Raw genomic sequence first — 14,999 nt, forward strand, 5'->3', positions numbered from 1 at the left:
ATTCTTCTAATTTATGAATAGACATTTCACCCTGTCACGGCAAAAAAAGAAAGCCGGCCTTGTTCATGCCAGCTCTGAAAGAAATTCAACCAGTCCATCTACCCTTTGAGCGGTTGAATGCCTTTTTAGAATAAGTTGATAGCCCTGATTAACAATTCGCTCTCTTTCCTCTTGATGGGCGAGATAATACTTCACCTTCTCCACGACCGTATGCTCATCAGCTGCCACATAAGTCTCCCCATCAATAAACCCCAAGTCCTCCAGTTCCCGGGAGGCAGTTGCCACAAGGAGCGTCCTACAGGCAAGCGCCTCAAAATATTTCATTAAAGGCAGCTTCTCCTTAGAATCACATGTAACGAAGATTTTCGCCCGGGCAAGCTCCCTTGCATAAGCATTACCGACATAGTGCTTAGTCTTAGCTGGAAGAGAGCCATAACCCGGATGCTCATGATAGACAAACCCAGGATATGTTTTTAATTGTTCATAAAAGGCGGTTCTCTTCGGGTAGAGCCCCTTCAGCAAAATACCCATCATCAGCACATCAATCTCCCTAGCCTCTCCGTAATCCTTAAAGACATCCACCGGAACATGATGCGGGAACCAAACGAAGCGATTCTTTAGCTCTGGCAGAATTTTTAAGGAGGCATCCCGATAATGTACGAACAAATGCTGGATATTCTCCCGCTCATAAAATTGCTTCCTGCGATAAGGCTTATGATTGATTTCATGAAGAATTGCCCCAACCGGTACCGGACTGGCAGCCAAACCATAAATACGCGGAGAGTAATCGAACTTAAAATCATTTAAGAGAATATAATCTGGGTTTACCGATAGGCTTGAAAGAATAGCTGGAAGATCCCCGTCCTGCTCCCAAATGAATAGATTGACTCTTTGCATTAGTTCAGCAATAAGGTATTCCGTACTTTTCTCCATTCTATGGTGGAATCTTTTCGTACAAAATAGAATGGTTAGCGGCTCACTCATCATAGAACCTCCCTATTAAAAAAGCTTCATGTATACACATGAAGCTTTTTTGTGATTCCTTTATGCTACTTCGAAACCAATGATATCTTGAATTCGGATGGTGATTTGTGCTCCGCCCAAGCTTGCAGATTGCTGGAATGTGACAAAATCGCCGCCAACAGCTACAACCGTTACATTGCTAAGGTCAGGCTCTCCCGGAATTTGGGAGGCAACCGTAAAGACCTCCGCAAGCGTTGTGCCGCTTTGCAAGAATCGTATCAGCAGCTGGCGGATGGAAGTATTGCTAAGAGGCGTAAGAGAAATCGGTTTTGTTCCTGGAGGGAATTGTCCAGGGACAATACCAGATCCCGTGCACCTGCAACGAACTGGAGCATGATGCGGGTGAGGCTTATGATGATTTGACATTTCTGTTCCTCCTATCAAGTATTAGCTTTTCGCTATATACCTTTTATATGACCATTTTCATGTTTAGACTGTATATATGTCATGGTTTCGGAAGAATTCTCTCTCTTTTTTCAGCCTCACCTGCCTGCCCAAACTCTTAACGCTTCCTTTCCATTCCCCCTTTAAGAAAGATGTTCAATTTCTTCAAGGAATCGATTCACACTTCTATCCCACGTCCACTTCAATGACTCCGCATGCCCCGCAAAAGCAATCCTTTCCCTTAAACCCTTATCAAGGATAAGCCTGGCAATATGATCATACAGATTTCGCTCGTATGCGAATGATGTCAAAGCAGTGTCTTCATGACGGCAATATCCTTTATTCCCTCCTGCATAATAGGCAGCGACTGCTGCCCCGCATTTCATTGCTTCAAGCGGCGGCAAGAGTGCAGATTCATGGATTGACGAGGAGACAAAGATATCCGTTTTGTTATACAGGTCGCTTAATTGCTCATCCGTTGTCGGACATTGCAAATTAAACAAACCTAGTTTCATGATTTTTTTTAGCTGGGCGGATAACCGGTATTCATTAGCTGGGACAATACAATTCACCTGTACATATGGATATCCAGCCTTGATGTTGGTTAAGGTTTCCACCAATTCGTCTTGATTCCTTTGCCAAGAGTGACCGCCCTCTGGTCTTCTTAACACGGCAGAAATCGTTAGTGCTGCATTGCTTTGTCTAAGATTTTTATTATGAAACAGATCGCTTACCCCAACAGGAATGATTTTCGCTTGAATGCCATGATTGATCGCAATCAATTCCTTCTGATACTCCGACAGAACAAATATATCCTTCGTGACGTTATATGATGGGAAAGTAATATGCTGGTCACTCAAAAAGATTGGTTCATAACATAAGCTAAGTCTGACATGCCTCCCTTTGCCCGCAAGACTGGCTTCCTGGGCAATAGGAACCGTCGTAAAAAAGTTCGAAATAATAAAATCAGCATAAGGAAAATCTGATTCCATCAAAACCGTTTTATCCGTTCGATGTAATCTTGACCTAATAGGATACTCAACATCACCATGGCGGGGCATCACGATTGTGACCTCATGCCCCCTGTCACTCAATCCATTCGTAATCTCAGCTAACATCCGCTGAGCACCGCCTTTACACAAGGTCAATATCGGAAAGACAAATCTCATCTCTCAGTCCCCCATTCTAATTGCGCCAAAATCCGCTTATACTTGGCACGTAATTCAAGAATTTCCGCTCGCTGGGCACGTGGATACTGTTTTGAACCCATATTAGAATGGACACGATACAAGGTTAATGGCTCATCAAGATAATCAAACGGATAATGCTGCACGACTCTTAACCAATAATCATAATCCTGTGTATATTTATAGGAAGAATTAAACTCCCCCACTTTATCATAGACTTCTTTTTTAAACATGATCGTACATCCGTTTATATGGCAGCCTTTGCTTAAATGACGTACAAAATCTGCTCTATCGGGATAATGTGTTCCTGCCTTTTGTGTCACGACCCTGCTTTTCTCATCGATGACAGAGAAATTTGTATAGCTAATACTGGATTGGAGAGCCTGCATGTAAGCAAGCTGTTTTTCGAGCTTGCGGGGCTGGAATTTATCATCAGAGCTCAGCCAGGCAATATAGTCCCCACTCGCTCTCTTCAACCCTTCATTTAATGCACTGGCCGTTCCTCCATTACTCTTTTCAATATAGATTAGCTTGCCGATAAAAGGGCGAATTTTATCGGCATGGATTGTTGACCCATCATTAACGACAATAATTTCTACATTCCGATAGGTTTGTTTCAAGGCACTTTCAATTGCTTGTGCGACATAGGGGCAATTATAAAAAGGGATAATGATTGTCACCTTTGGACCCATAATTCCATTCACCTTTCCGCCATGTGCTATCTTTTGTCCCATGACTCACACTCCCCTTCCACCCTCTCTGGCGAAAAGGAAGCCTTTCAAACATTGTATGCACCAATTTTCCCATTGTTCTCGCCCAATCAGACGGGGCATTAATTCCCTCAGCCCTCATATAGTTATAAAAACAAATTAAATGGAGGTGATCACCACAATGAGAAAAATGCTGTTTGTATATAACTACCCAAGCGGCGGGGTAGAAACATTAGCAAGACAGCGCAGCATGGCTCTTGCACCGTATAAGATTAAATTTGACCTATTATACTCCTCCACAGGTCCCGGTCTGCAAAACATCACGAATGAAGCAGCCTTTGTCATTACAGACCCTTCTGAACGGCAAAAAATGGTCATGGAAGGAAATTATGAAGCTATTATTGTGTGTTCTACCTATACCGACCTTGAAGTGATTCGGAATTATGGCTACACCGGCATCTTAATTTATGAAATCCAGGGACTTGGGTCAATCCCAGAAGCAAAAGTCTTCTTACAACAGCTAGCAAAGCCATACATCGATCTATATGCTGACGCCATCCTGACACCGCAGACACCCCATTTAATCAATATTACTAACAGAGAATTTCCGAATAAACGAAAATATCATTTTCATAATGGCATTAATACCATTCAATTTACTTACATCAATCCGGAAAAAGAACCCGACCCCATCATTGGCTGGGTTGGACGTATCGAACCGCACAAGAACTGGCGGGAATTCATACAAATTTATTTACATTTAGTCCCGAATAATCCGCGCTTAAGGGCTTGGTTTTTCTTAGACAGCACAATCTTCCTTCCAGCTGATATGAAAGAATTCAAGGAGCTATTAGAAACAAACCCTTCCTTAAAGAACTGTCAAATATTCTATAATATTCCCCACGAACAAATGCCAACTTATTATTCGCGAATTGCCAGCTCTGGCGGCTTTCTATGCTCCACCACCATCACGGAGGGTTTTGGCTATGCGCTGCTAGAGGCTATGTGCTGTCTATGTCCTATCCTAACGACGAATTCTGATGGCATCTCAAGCTTTGCATTCCATAATCGGACCGGTCAGATTTATCAACAGGGTGACATTCAAAAGGCTGTCCTTGAAGGGCAGAATCTCCTTCATAACGAACGTCACCGTAAATTAATTACTCAAAGGGCCGTCCATTATGTGAAAGAGCATTTCTCCCTGCAAAAGTATGCCAACAAATTCCTTGCGATGATTACTGAGCTTAAAAGAATATAAACAGTAAAAAGCCTGATCACATGATGATATCAGGCTTTTTCACTGGTATACCGAATCATTGGGATATGTATCTCCGTATTTCTTCTATTTGTATACCCTATTCAATAAAGCTTTTGTACAAGCATCTCCAGCAAACTGGCAACTGCTGCAACCGATAAGATAGCTAAAACCCAAATCCCAACAGATGGAAGAAGTGAATATAGCACGATCAATAAACCGCTTGTCCATATTCCTGTACACCAAAAGCAGCTGATTAGCTCCCCAATAAATTTTCTCACACCGCTTCCTCTTGGAACTAAATAAATCTCTTCCCCTTCTTGCCCGTTTTCCTGTACCACTTCCTTCATAAAAAAGGCACGTATTTTTTCCGTTATAGCATCAAATACAATTAATCTAGTCAGACGAAAGGAAGCAAGTCCCAGCAGCAAAAGAGAGAAAAAATCCAGCTCAAGCATAAAAAGCACCTCCATATCTCCAGAACCATTACCAAATTGCCGAAAAATAGGCTATTTAATCAAACCAGATAGGTGAAATCTTCATAGTCTGTTAAGGAAATAAAACATCAAGGAGGAAAAATCATGAGTTGCGGTTCTGAGTATGAAACACAAAATTGTATTACTGATACTTTGCTTGCAATTGTGGAAGCTCAAGATAGAGTGGAACCTGGCCAAGAAGGAGCAACTGGCTGTAATCGTGCTATCCAGGAATTAATTGGCGGAATTACAACCTCTGGCTACAATACAATCCCAATCATTCTTCAATTGAAGTGCACAGGATTGCCTTTCATCGGATACGGCGCTGTCAGGGAGAATGTCGCTCCATCGACATCCAGCCTGCTTTATTCAGCCATTTTCCGTGTAGAAGATGTAGATCCGGAGAACAATTGCGCATCCCTGGAATTGCTAAAAAGCTCCAGCACCATTCCATATATTACTGACACCCAGCTTACACCGTCACAGGTTCTATTTGAACTACAAAACGAAGTGCTGACTTGCACAGATGCCTTTATAACAGTCGATTTGAAAGCCTTCGTCTCTGTCTCCTGCCTGCCTCCAATCACACTTACCTAACCATATGTTGGAGACGGCAGAAACATGTTGCCAAATTATCACGAAATCGTTCAACCAGCCTGGGGGCCCTAAACCTCAGGTTGTTTTTTTGATTCCTTTTTACAGATTGGGCTTGGCCGCTTAGAATCAGGATAAGACGGGATTTAAGATGACGGCTTGTCATTCGTCTTTCATTTTCTACTGTATCTTATTAACCAAGCCCTCAATTGGTTTGGACAAATTCCTTATTCTTTCTATTTTTTAGAAGACCAATTGGCAAGAACATAACACCACAAGAGACAATATCTATTTAGGATTGAATTTTCCTTATTCATGTTATTGAAGTTATTTTCCTTTCTCCATTCTGATTCAATCTTTTCTGGAGAGTCATATCCCTTCATAAGAAAACCCCGTACAGCCGTACGGGGAAATGGCAGGTACATTTTATACTATTTTTATATCCTCAATCTCATCTATTGAAAAGGATTTGGTGACTGATCCAACCCGAAGCCTCACCATTTCACCGCGCTTGCTTTCAATGATGGCGTTAACCTTTTCGCCTTGAATCGTCAATTCGCAAACAGGCTTTGGTACAACAAGCGGATACCGTGCCAGGCGGGTGACGGTCATTCTGACAGCTTTTTTGCGTTCTGCTTCAGATTCACTTACCTCTGCCACTGACTTCACCTCGGATGCTATTGGAGCTTCTTTCTCAAGATGAACAGGCTCCTCCTTAACAGCACCAAGCTCCTCCATTTTCTTCATGGCCTCTGCTTGAATATTGACAGGAATGTTAAACTCCGTTGAAATTTGTTTGACTTCCTCTTGAATTTCCTGCATTGACTGAGCCGCTGCAGCTGCAGCTTTTGCATGCTGGGCGTCATCTTGCTCAAGCTTTGCTCCAACAAGCGACGACTCCACGATTACTTCTCTGCTATGATAAATTTCTTGATTATTTTGCTCTGAACGTTTTATTTGGATCTCTGGCTGAATAATATAGAATAAAGGGGCAACCGAGCCGCCGCCATTTTGTTCATTCATATGGACTCCTCCGTTTCTCACGTAAATATCATTCATGATATTTATATGCAGCAGGCGTTTGTCCATTGACTCATGAAACGAAAGAAACCGGGACTGTCATCGTCATTAACGAGACAGCCCCGGTTTTCTCTTGCTGTTATACCGCTATCGGAGCTTTAATGGTCGGATGCGGGTCATAGCCTTCAATTTTCAACTGATCCAAGCTCAATTCGAAGATGCTTGTAAAGGACGGATCAATTACCAATTGCGGAAGCTCTTTCGGCTCCCTTTGCAACTGGGTCCGTACCTGTTCTTCGTGATTCAGGTAAATATGAGCATCTCCTAAAGTGTGAATGAACTCGCCTGCTTCTAGACCGCATTCTTTCGCAATCAAGTGCGTCAATAGGGCATAGCTTGCGATATTAAATGGCACGCCGAGGAAAATATCTGCACTGCGCTGATACAGCTGGCAGGATAATCTTCCATCAGCCACATGGAATTGGAACAGACTATGACAAGGCGGGAGGGCCATATTAGTCGGCACATCCTCTGGATTCCACGCGGACACAATCAATCTCCGTGATGAGGGATTATGCTTAATATCATGGATGACATCCTTCAGCTGGTCAATTGTTTCACCCGTAGAGGTTTTCCAAGCTCTCCATTGTTTCCCGTACACATTGCCCAGCTCGCCATATTTAGCAGCGAAATCATCTTCTTCAAGCACTCTCTTTTTGAAGATTTCCATTTGCTCATCATAGACCTTTTTAAATTCCTCATCCTTTAGTGAACGAATGCCGAAGTCTGTCATGTCAGGTCCTGTGTACTCATCACTTTCTACCCACTTTTTAAATGCCCACTCATTCCAAATATTATTGTTATGCTGAAGCAAGAAACGAATATTCGTATCTCCGTTAATAAACCAAATCAATTCACTCGCAATTAAGCGAAACGGTACACGCTTCGTCGTTAATAAAGGGAAACCATCCTTTAAATCAAACCTCATCTGATGCCCAAAAACAGACATCGTACCTGTTCCAGTCCGGTCTGATTTCCTCGTTCCATTCTCCAGCACATGCCGGCATAAATCTAAATAGGCTTGTTCATTTTTACTCAATGCGATCCCCTCCATGGCGAATTATCTCTATATTATCAAGCAAATTGGGTTAATTCCAGCTGCTCAAAAAACGCAAAGGTCTTTGGCGCATTTGTGTATAAACGGCTGCGCATTTCCTCATCATAATAATAAAGTGTAAATGTTTCAGCAAAGTATTCTTCCGGGTAATCAAGGAAATAATCTCTTCCCGGGAAGACATGAGCAACCTCTTCCTGCCAAATTTGTTTAAATTCTTCTGATTGGCTTCTATCGGATAAAATAATGGAATCGATTGAATGGGCAAGCTCATGCAGTTCAAGATTCATGGAATCATGCCCCATTCCCATATCACTTGAGCCGGCCTTCACCAATACCGTCCTTCCGCCGCCCATGCCCGGCACATCATCCCAGGTTGTAGTCGTATACCCCCTTGGCAGAACACCCTTGAGATGGGCTGCTTCCGGCTGGTCAGTCAATTGATCGGTAAATATTTTCAGCCGAATGCCATTGTCCTTTATTTTTTCCAGCAAACATTCTGGCAGTGAACTGATCCTCGCAACGATCTCTCCTGCCTCGTTCCAATCCTCTTCTTTTTCGGGTAAAATAATGATAGATGATAGGATGGCTGGATTCGAAACCTGGCCACCCTTATCTCGTAGAAACATCGCTTCAGCGTAATAGCGGCTGATCGGCCATATCAGCATTAAACTCATACATAAAACAGCGATAACAGCAATGCCATATCCTTTTCTTCTTCCCAACGTAATCACCTTCTTAGGAGCGAATGAACTATGATACAAGAATTTCAAACACCGCCTGCGCACCATCTCTACTATGCTATCTTTCTATTAATCGAAAAGGAATGCGAGGTTGAAATAGGCAAACTAGGCACCTATTCCTTCCAAAGGGGTGTCTATGTATATGTCGGCAGCGCCAAGCGTAATCTAAAGAAACGGATTGAGCGCCATATATGTAGAGAGAAGAAGAAACGCTGGCATATGGATTATATCCGTCCATATGGAACAATCTTAAAGATTATAACATATGATGATTCTTTATCAGAATGTGAACTTGCTGGTAAATTCATTGCCAAGGGAAAAATTCTCGTGCCGCGGATGGGTTCCTCGGACTGTAAATGTCCGTCCCATTTCATTTATTTAGGGACACCTGCGCTTCCTTTGACAGATGAATATATCAAGAGTTTCAACTATAAATAAAACGGTTCTATACTAAATGTTGGGGTGTCCACAAAAAACGGACATAAAAAAAGAGCACACATGCTCCACTTTTCTTATACTTGAATTGTCGAGAAACAAGTCGAAAAGGAGATGTGTGCTCTTGAATTTTAACATAACATTGCCAGGTTTAGAAGACGTTAAGGTGATAAAGTCCAAGGTAAATGATCATGGTGTTTTTGAAATGACCGTGGAGATGCCCCTGACCCCGCATATTTGTCCAAGATGCGGCGAGAAAACAGGGAAGGTTCATGATTATCGCATCCAGTCCGTTCGACATCTGAAAATGGCGGAACGACCAACGATTCTCCAGTATCGTAAACGCCGGTATGCCTGTCAATGCGGGAAAAGGTTTGCCGAACAGAATCCGTTTGTCGATCGGTATCAACGCTTCTCAAAAGAATGGAACCAACAAGTACAAATACGAGCCATCAAAGCGAAGACATTCAAGGAAATCGCCGCTCAATACCACACATCCGTCAGTACCATCATCCGGCGGTTTGATGCCATTGTCCCGTCCTCCATGAAGGGGAAGTCAGCCTTACCAGAAGTGATTGCCATTGATGAATTCAAGGGGAATACAGGCAAGGAAAAGTACCAGCTCATCATCGCAAATGCCGAGACTCGCGAGCCAATTGACATCCTACCAAACCGGCGAAAGGACACCATCAAGGACTATTTGCGCCAATACGGCGCGAAGGTGAAAGTGGTGGTCATGGACATGAGCCAGGCCTTTAAAGCGGCGGTTCAACAGGCGTTGGATCGTCCCATCATTGTGGCGGATAGCTTTCACTTTGTGCGATATATGAATTGGGCGCTGGATCGGGTTCGAGTGAGGGAACAGGCCAGGTGGCATGAATATGACCGAAAGAAATGCAAGAAAGCCCGCTATATCTTTCATAAAGCTGCTCATAAATTAACGGAGAAAGACCAATGGCTTCTTCAGCGATACTTCAGCTTTTCCCCTGAGCTCCAGAAAGCGTATGAGCTCAAGGAAGCCTTTTATACTTGGTTTTATAAGGCAAAAGAAAATGGAGAAAATGGGATTGTGGAGACGCAGAAAGAACTTCGCAAGTTCTATCAGAAGGTAGAAGAGAGTGGCATTCCTGAATTGAGCAAGACAGTCCAAACGTATCGAAACTGGGAAAGAGAAATCTTAAATCGCTTCGAGTTCAATTACTCGAATGGGTTTGTGGAAGGCTTAAACAATTTGACAAAGGTCATGAAACGGAATGGATTTGGCTATCGGAATTTCACCCGATTCCGCGCGAGAATCCTTCTCCATCATCAATATAAAAACATCGGCGATTCATTAGGATAAGGGATAGAGCAAAAAGACTCTACCCCAACACTTGAAAAAGAACCAATAAAACAAGCGGCAAGAAAGCTGTATGCTCAAGCTCCTTGCCGCTTATCTTTTTTAAGAATGGGCTCTTTCTTGATGGTGTTTCTTCCGGTAATAATGAAGCCCAATCGCTCCGCCGAAGATAACAGCTAAGATAGCAAAGAATAAGCCGTGTCCAATATGGATTTCAAAGATGGATAAAAGCATCTTTAGGGAAATGACGGCAATCAGCACGAAAGCCGCACTTTCCAATTCCGGTATCTTCGTAATCAGTCTCAAGAATACACCAGCTACCCCCCGCATCATCAAGACGCCAAGAATACCTCCAACAAATAAAATCCATACCTTTTGGCTCACACCGAATGCCGCGAGTATGCTGTCAACGGAGAAGGCTATATCCATTAGTTCAACCGAAACGACTGTTCCCCAAAACGGTCCAAAAAGCCGAATAAAAAGTCCTTTCTTGTTAACCTCCAGCTCTTCTCCCTCATTCTTAGGCTTACGGAAGAAATGATCAAAGGCAAGCCAAGCAAGGTAGGCGGCACCAAGGGCTTTCACCCACTCTATCTTGATGAGATAGACGCCAATCCCGATAGCGAGAAAGCGGAAAAAGTAAGCGCCGAGCAAGCCATAAAATAACGCTTTTTTCCTTTGTTTATGCGGCAAGTGCTTGACCATGACCGCAAGGACTAGGGCATTATCAGCTGAAAGCAATCCTTCCATCACGACCAATGTGGCTATCAAGCCCCAGCTGACTGGGTCCGTTAAAACATTTACCCACATTTGCCAATCAAAGAAGGAAGCATATGTGTCAATCAATTGCATTAGAAAGTCATTCATTGATGTATGTCATCTCCTGTTTCTTTACACTAAAAATAAGAAAAATACGTTGTCTCCAACGTATTCTTCCCTAAAGTCCCCATGGCAGAAACATTTTTCAGCTCAGCCATTTTGGCGGGGTATTTTGGCTCCAATAAATTCGTGCAATCGAATGATGATTGGTGAAATCATCCTTATATGTATGGTAGTGAAATTCGAACCAATGACCTTCCCCAGGAGGGTTTTCGCGCCTTACATGGAAACGAATCAGGTCTTTTTTTGTTTCACCGTCATACAAATGGAAGATTTTCTCACCTAAACCACCTGCCGGCTTTTCCGAAACCACGATATCCGAAAGACGTTCATTCGGATATTCAGCGGAGAATTCTTCAAGTGCTGTCTGCATGCCCGGCAGCACGGCAGAATAGAATTCATCTTGGATTATCGGAGCAATCCGCGGACCAAACTTTTCAATCGATTGTGATTCTGCTTGGCTTACCATAAAAGAAAGAAATTCACCTTGCGGGTCGACCGTTTCTGCCGCATCAAATGTCTGTGCGACATCTGTTATGGCATACGGCTTGTCCTTCACATCCTTGGCGCTTGTTCCCTCATACCAATCCTGATACTGGGAAGGAGTGATTACCCCGAAGCTTAAGACCGAAAGACCAACGACCAATGTCTTTTTCAAAAACCTGGACCAATTCTTCATCGATTCACCTGCCTGCTATATGGCTCTATTGAAATGATTTGTCCAAAAATAAAGAACTATTAAATTAATTCTATCACACCAAAATGAAATTTTGCAGACTTTCTTTTCTGTATAGTGAAACCGTATTTCTCAAAACGGCCGCTCCTAAAATGATCCTTTAGAACAACTCGTTTCCTTGCAACTCGCTTTGCATTCTCAATTGCTTCACTCGTTACATCATCATAGGAAGCAAATCCTTTAAGCCCAAACATACCCATGCTTTCCTCAACCGTTTCCGTAAACATAGGATCGAGATAGACCACATCATAGGTATTATCCTCTGCCTCTCGCAGATAATCATTATAATCAGCTCGAATCATCCTGATTCTTTTCAGAGCATCTCCATAAGGTGAATGACTGTCTTCATAATGTTTTCTGCCTTCATTCATGATGAAATGAATATAGGGGTTAACCTCTAAGCCAGTTACCATTCCCGAGCTTCCGACAACATAGGCAGCCACCCAGCTATCCGCCGCCATCCCCATTGTACAGTCAAGAATAGACATTCCTTCATGAAGACCAGTCATGTCGATGAATGGATCCATCTCTCCCCTTTCAATCCGCTTCATACGAATGGCAGCCATATTCGGGTGAAAGAATAAAGGCTTATCGCTGCCGAGGTCATACAATTCCGTACGAGCCTTCCCCACCACAATACATGGCATTTGGAGATCAGCCTGAAGCTGCTTGATTGTCCGCTTCTTTCTTTCCACATAGAGAAGCCCTAGCTGCTCGGCTGACTTCATAGCCTTATCATTCAGTTGTTCATTCGTTCTCTCAATCGTTGTAACAAACAAGCTTCTTACTCCTTTTTTAACGAACGAAAGAGAGACTTCCCAGTTCCGGAAAGTCTCACATCCATTCTTATTTGCAGTATTGGTTAAAGGCACCGAGCAGGTTTTCCCGGACATCCTCAAGCGTGAAGCCCTCAATCTCGTGCCTTGGGATAAAGTGAACCAATTCATTTCCCTTAAAGAGAGCCATAGAAGGACTTGACGGTACTTCCGCGATGTATTCCCGCATCTTAGCTGTTGCTTCTTTATCCTGCCCGGCAAAAACCGTCACAAGATGGTCTGGTTTCACCTCTGCCTGAATCGCCTGAGCAGCAGCAGGTCTTGCAAGTCCGCCTGCGCAGCCGCAAACAGAGTTAATCACAACAAGTGTTGTTCCTTCCGCATTCTCCATGAATGCATCTACTTCCTCAGAAGTTGTCAGTTCTTTAAAGCCGGCTTCTGTTAGCTCAGCACGCATCGGCTTCACCATTTGTTTCATATATTCATCATATGCCATGGACATATTCATACCCCCAAATTCTTACTGTTCTCCTGTTAGGATACATCAGAACACGAGCTGGCGCAAGGATAGAAGAACCATCGGCACACCCAGTTTATCTCTTCACCGTATGCAGTACAGCTTCACCTTCAAATAAATCTGTCACGGCTCCCTTAGAAGAACAGGAAACAAGCCTTGCATACTTGCCAAGCGTTCCATTTGGATGAAGCGGCGGAGCAATCCAGTTCTCTCGGCGGCGGGCAATCTCCTCATCCGAAACATGCATATTGATGATTTGTTCCTCCGCATCAATGCTTACAATATCACCTGTCTGCAAGAATGCAATCGGACCGCCAGCCTGCGCCTCTGGCGCAATATGACCAATAACAAGGCCGTGAGAACCGCCTGAAAAACGACCATCTGTAAGCAATGCGACCGATTCTCCTAGACCCTTTCCGACTAAAATAGCTGAAATGGACAGCATTTCCGGCATACCCGGGCCGCCCTTAGGTCCTTCAAATCGAATCACAAGCACATCACCCGGCTTAATTTCACCTTTTAGTATAGCTTCTGTTGCACTCGGCTCGTCATCAAACACCTTCGCCGGCCCAGTCATTTTTGTTACCTTAAGGCCATTCACCTTTGCTACAGCACCAGAAGGCGCCAAGTTCCCCTTCAATACAACAAGCGGGCCATCCTTTCTAAGGGGTTGGTCAATTGGATAAATAACCTTCTGCCCCTCCTTCAAATCCTCCACTTCCGCCAGATTCTCGGCAATGGTTTTCCCTGTAACGGTTAAGCAATCTCCGTGAAGAAGACCGGCCTCAAGCAATCTCTTCATAACAGCTGGAACACCGCCTGCCTCGTAAAGATCCTGCATAACATATCGACCGCTCGGCCGCATGTCTGCGATATGCGGAACCTTCTTCTGAATGCGGTTAAAATCAGCAAGCGTTAAATCCACGCCAGCAGTGGTTGCAATGGCCATAAGATGAAGGGTCGCATTCGTCGAACCGCCAAGCGCCATAACAACCGTAATCGCATTCTCAAAGGCTTTCTTCGTTAAGATATCCTTTGGCGTAATACCAAGCTCTAATAGCCGATAAACCGCTTGTCCTGCCTTCAAGCAATCCTCCTTCTTATCAGCAGACACAGCTGGATTCGAAGAAGTATACGGCAAGCTCATTCCAAGCGCCTCTGCTGCACTCGCCATTGTATTCGCCGTGTACATCCCGCCGCAAGAACCAGCTCCAGGACAAGCATGACATTCAATCTTATACAAACTCTCGTCATCTAAATTACCCGCATTATGCTGGCCGACGCCCTCAAAAGCAGAAACAATATCAATATCTCCGCCATTCAATTTTCCCGGAGCAATCGTTCCGCCGTAAACGAAGACAGAAGGCAGATTTATCCGTGCCTGAGCAATCAAGCAACCAGGAATATTCTTATCGCAGCCGCCAATAGCGACAAAGCCATCCAGGCTCTCCCCTTCAACCACCGTCTCAATAGAATCAGCAATCAAATCCCGGCTCGGCAGCGAATAACGCATCCCTTCCGTCCCCATGGAAATCCCATCCGAGACCGTAATCGTATTGAAAATGAGCGGAGCTCCCCCTGCCTCTGCCGCCCCTTGCTTCGCTAAACGGGCTAGTTCATCAATATGAATATTACACGGCGTCACCTCACTCCATGTACTAGCGACACCAATCATTGGTTTTTTGAAATCTTCATCTTTAAATCCAACAGCTCTCAACATTGCGCGGTTAGGCACTCTCGTCGGTCCGCCATCACTGATCACTTTACTCTTTACACGCAAGTCTTTCTCCATCTCCCATGCCCCCATATGT

Annotated in this window: 17 protein-coding genes; 4 read left to right on the forward strand and 13 right to left on the reverse strand. The window is 43.9% G+C overall.

Going from position 1 to position 14,999, the window contains the following annotated elements; translation table 11 throughout:
* Positions 1-63 precede the first annotated feature (63 nt).
* The 4 genes from ACY8DX_RS12495 to ACY8DX_RS12510 form a co-directional block, all read right to left on the reverse strand.
* Entirely contained in the window at positions 64-933 is an 870-nt protein-coding gene (locus ACY8DX_RS12495) for a glycosyltransferase family protein (protein WP_462405307.1), read from the reverse strand.
* A gap of 111 nt (positions 934-1,044) precedes the next feature.
* The gene (locus tag ACY8DX_RS12500) at positions 1,045-1,389 is read right to left on the reverse strand and encodes a hypothetical protein (protein ID WP_049670644.1); all 345 of its coding nucleotides are present in this window, start codon (positions 1,387-1,389) and stop codon (positions 1,045-1,047) included.
* Positions 1,390-1,550: 161 nt separating this feature from the next.
* Entirely contained in the window at positions 1,551-2,576 is a 1,026-nt protein-coding gene (locus ACY8DX_RS12505; RefSeq protein ID WP_462405308.1) for a glycosyltransferase family 4 protein, read from the reverse strand.
* Positions 2,573-3,328, reverse strand: a complete 756-nt coding sequence (locus ACY8DX_RS12510; protein ID WP_156185590.1) for a glycosyltransferase — start codon at positions 3,326-3,328, stop codon at positions 2,573-2,575. The genes ACY8DX_RS12505 and ACY8DX_RS12510 overlap by 4 nt, the downstream gene beginning before the upstream one ends.
* A 157-nt stretch (positions 3,329-3,485) precedes the next feature.
* On the opposite strand from ACY8DX_RS12510, the gene ACY8DX_RS12515 reads away from it, so the two are divergent.
* Positions 3,486-4,562: a glycosyltransferase family 4 protein gene (locus tag ACY8DX_RS12515; RefSeq protein ID WP_462405309.1), complete on the forward strand. Its 1,077-nt coding sequence runs from the start codon at positions 3,486-3,488 to the stop codon at positions 4,560-4,562.
* A gap of 101 nt (positions 4,563-4,663) precedes the next feature.
* Here the strand turns inward: ACY8DX_RS12515 and ACY8DX_RS12520 are convergent, their stop codons facing one another.
* On the reverse strand, positions 4,664-5,017 hold the full coding sequence (locus tag ACY8DX_RS12520) for a DUF1360 domain-containing protein (protein ID WP_462405310.1): 354 nt from the start codon (positions 5,015-5,017) through the stop codon (positions 4,664-4,666).
* A 123-nt stretch (positions 5,018-5,140) separates the two neighbouring features.
* On the opposite strand from ACY8DX_RS12520, the gene ACY8DX_RS12525 reads away from it, so the two are divergent.
* The gene (locus ACY8DX_RS12525) at positions 5,141-5,632 is read left to right on the forward strand and encodes a CotY/CotZ family spore coat protein (protein ID WP_049670640.1); all 492 of its coding nucleotides are present in this window, start codon (positions 5,141-5,143) and stop codon (positions 5,630-5,632) included.
* A gap of 423 nt (positions 5,633-6,055) precedes the next feature.
* Here the strand turns inward: ACY8DX_RS12525 and ACY8DX_RS12530 are convergent, their stop codons facing one another.
* The 3 genes from ACY8DX_RS12530 to ACY8DX_RS12540 all read right to left on the reverse strand — a co-directional run bounded on the left by ACY8DX_RS12530 (position 6,056) and on the right by ACY8DX_RS12540 (position 8,488).
* Positions 6,056-6,652 (reverse strand): hypothetical protein, encoded by a 597-nt coding sequence (locus ACY8DX_RS12530; RefSeq protein ID WP_462405311.1) that lies wholly within the window; start codon positions 6,650-6,652, stop codon positions 6,056-6,058.
* Between the two features lie 136 nt (positions 6,653-6,788).
* The gene (locus ACY8DX_RS12535) at positions 6,789-7,748 is read right to left on the reverse strand and encodes a thymidylate synthase (RefSeq protein WP_439802428.1); all 960 of its coding nucleotides are present in this window, start codon (positions 7,746-7,748) and stop codon (positions 6,789-6,791) included.
* Between the two features lie 35 nt (positions 7,749-7,783).
* A complete protein-coding gene (locus ACY8DX_RS12540) occupies positions 7,784-8,488 on the reverse strand; it encodes an anthrax toxin lethal factor-related metalloendopeptidase (protein WP_462405312.1) in 705 nt (234 codons plus the stop codon).
* Between the two features lie 30 nt (positions 8,489-8,518).
* On the opposite strand from ACY8DX_RS12540, the gene ACY8DX_RS12545 reads away from it, so the two are divergent.
* A complete protein-coding gene (locus ACY8DX_RS12545) occupies positions 8,519-8,944 on the forward strand; it encodes a GIY-YIG nuclease family protein (protein ID WP_439802430.1) in 426 nt (141 codons plus the stop codon).
* 115 nt (positions 8,945-9,059) lie between these two features.
* A complete protein-coding gene (locus ACY8DX_RS12550; RefSeq protein WP_462406874.1) occupies positions 9,060-10,283 on the forward strand; it encodes an ISL3 family transposase in 1,224 nt (407 codons plus the stop codon).
* A gap of 99 nt (positions 10,284-10,382) precedes the next feature.
* Here the strand turns inward: ACY8DX_RS12550 and ACY8DX_RS12555 are convergent, their stop codons facing one another.
* From ACY8DX_RS12555 to ilvD, 5 genes are all read right to left on the reverse strand, one after another.
* A complete protein-coding gene (locus tag ACY8DX_RS12555; protein ID WP_049670636.1) occupies positions 10,383-11,147 on the reverse strand; it encodes a TerC family protein in 765 nt (254 codons plus the stop codon).
* 97 nt (positions 11,148-11,244) lie between these two features.
* The gene (locus ACY8DX_RS12560) at positions 11,245-11,838 is read right to left on the reverse strand and encodes a YpjP family protein (RefSeq protein ID WP_462405313.1); all 594 of its coding nucleotides are present in this window, start codon (positions 11,836-11,838) and stop codon (positions 11,245-11,247) included.
* A gap of 59 nt (positions 11,839-11,897) precedes the next feature.
* Positions 11,898-12,674: a class I SAM-dependent methyltransferase gene (locus ACY8DX_RS12565; RefSeq protein WP_049670634.1), complete on the reverse strand. Its 777-nt coding sequence runs from the start codon at positions 12,672-12,674 to the stop codon at positions 11,898-11,900.
* 67 nt (positions 12,675-12,741) lie between these two features.
* Positions 12,742-13,173, reverse strand: a complete 432-nt coding sequence (locus tag ACY8DX_RS12570; protein WP_439802431.1) for a BrxA/BrxB family bacilliredoxin — start codon at positions 13,171-13,173, stop codon at positions 12,742-12,744.
* Positions 13,174-13,264: 91 nt separating this feature from the next.
* Entirely contained in the window at positions 13,265-14,980 is a 1,716-nt protein-coding gene (gene ilvD / locus ACY8DX_RS12575) for a dihydroxy-acid dehydratase (protein WP_462405314.1), read from the reverse strand.
* Positions 14,981-14,999: the final 19 nt, after the last annotated feature.

The sequence above is a fragment of the Gracilibacillus sp. Marseille-QA3620 genome (assembly GCF_054950035.1).

Coding starts and splice junctions, on each gene's coding strand:
- ACY8DX_RS12495 (WP_462405307.1), bottom strand. CDS start 933: ATGGAGAAAAGTACGGAATACCTTATTGCTGAACTAATGCAAAGAGTC.
- ACY8DX_RS12500 (WP_049670644.1), bottom strand. CDS start 1,389: ATGTCAAATCATCATAAGCCTCACCCGCATCATGCTCCAGTTCGTTGC.
- ACY8DX_RS12505 (WP_462405308.1), bottom strand. CDS start 2,576: ATGAGATTTGTCTTTCCGATATTGACCTTGTGTAAAGGCGGTGCTCAG.
- ACY8DX_RS12510 (WP_156185590.1), bottom strand. CDS start 3,328: ATGGGACAAAAGATAGCACATGGCGGAAAGGTGAATGGAATTATGGGT.
- ACY8DX_RS12515 (WP_462405309.1), top strand. CDS start 3,486: ATGAGAAAAATGCTGTTTGTATATAACTACCCAAGCGGCGGGGTAGAA.
- ACY8DX_RS12520 (WP_462405310.1), bottom strand. CDS start 5,017: ATGCTTGAGCTGGATTTTTTCTCTCTTTTGCTGCTGGGACTTGCTTCC.
- ACY8DX_RS12525 (WP_049670640.1), top strand. CDS start 5,141: ATGAGTTGCGGTTCTGAGTATGAAACACAAAATTGTATTACTGATACT.
- ACY8DX_RS12530 (WP_462405311.1), bottom strand. CDS start 6,652: ATGAATGAACAAAATGGCGGCGGCTCGGTTGCCCCTTTATTCTATATT.
- ACY8DX_RS12545 (WP_439802430.1), top strand. CDS start 8,519: ATGATACAAGAATTTCAAACACCGCCTGCGCACCATCTCTACTATGCT.
- ACY8DX_RS12555 (WP_049670636.1), bottom strand. CDS start 11,147: ATGAATGACTTTCTAATGCAATTGATTGACACATATGCTTCCTTCTTT.
- ACY8DX_RS12560 (WP_462405313.1), bottom strand. CDS start 11,838: ATGAAGAATTGGTCCAGGTTTTTGAAAAAGACATTGGTCGTTGGTCTT.
- ACY8DX_RS12570 (WP_439802431.1), bottom strand. CDS start 13,173: ATGTCCATGGCATATGATGAATATATGAAACAAATGGTGAAGCCGATG.
- ilvD (WP_462405314.1), bottom strand. CDS start 14,980: ATGGAGAAAGACTTGCGTGTAAAGAGTAAAGTGATCAGTGATGGCGGA.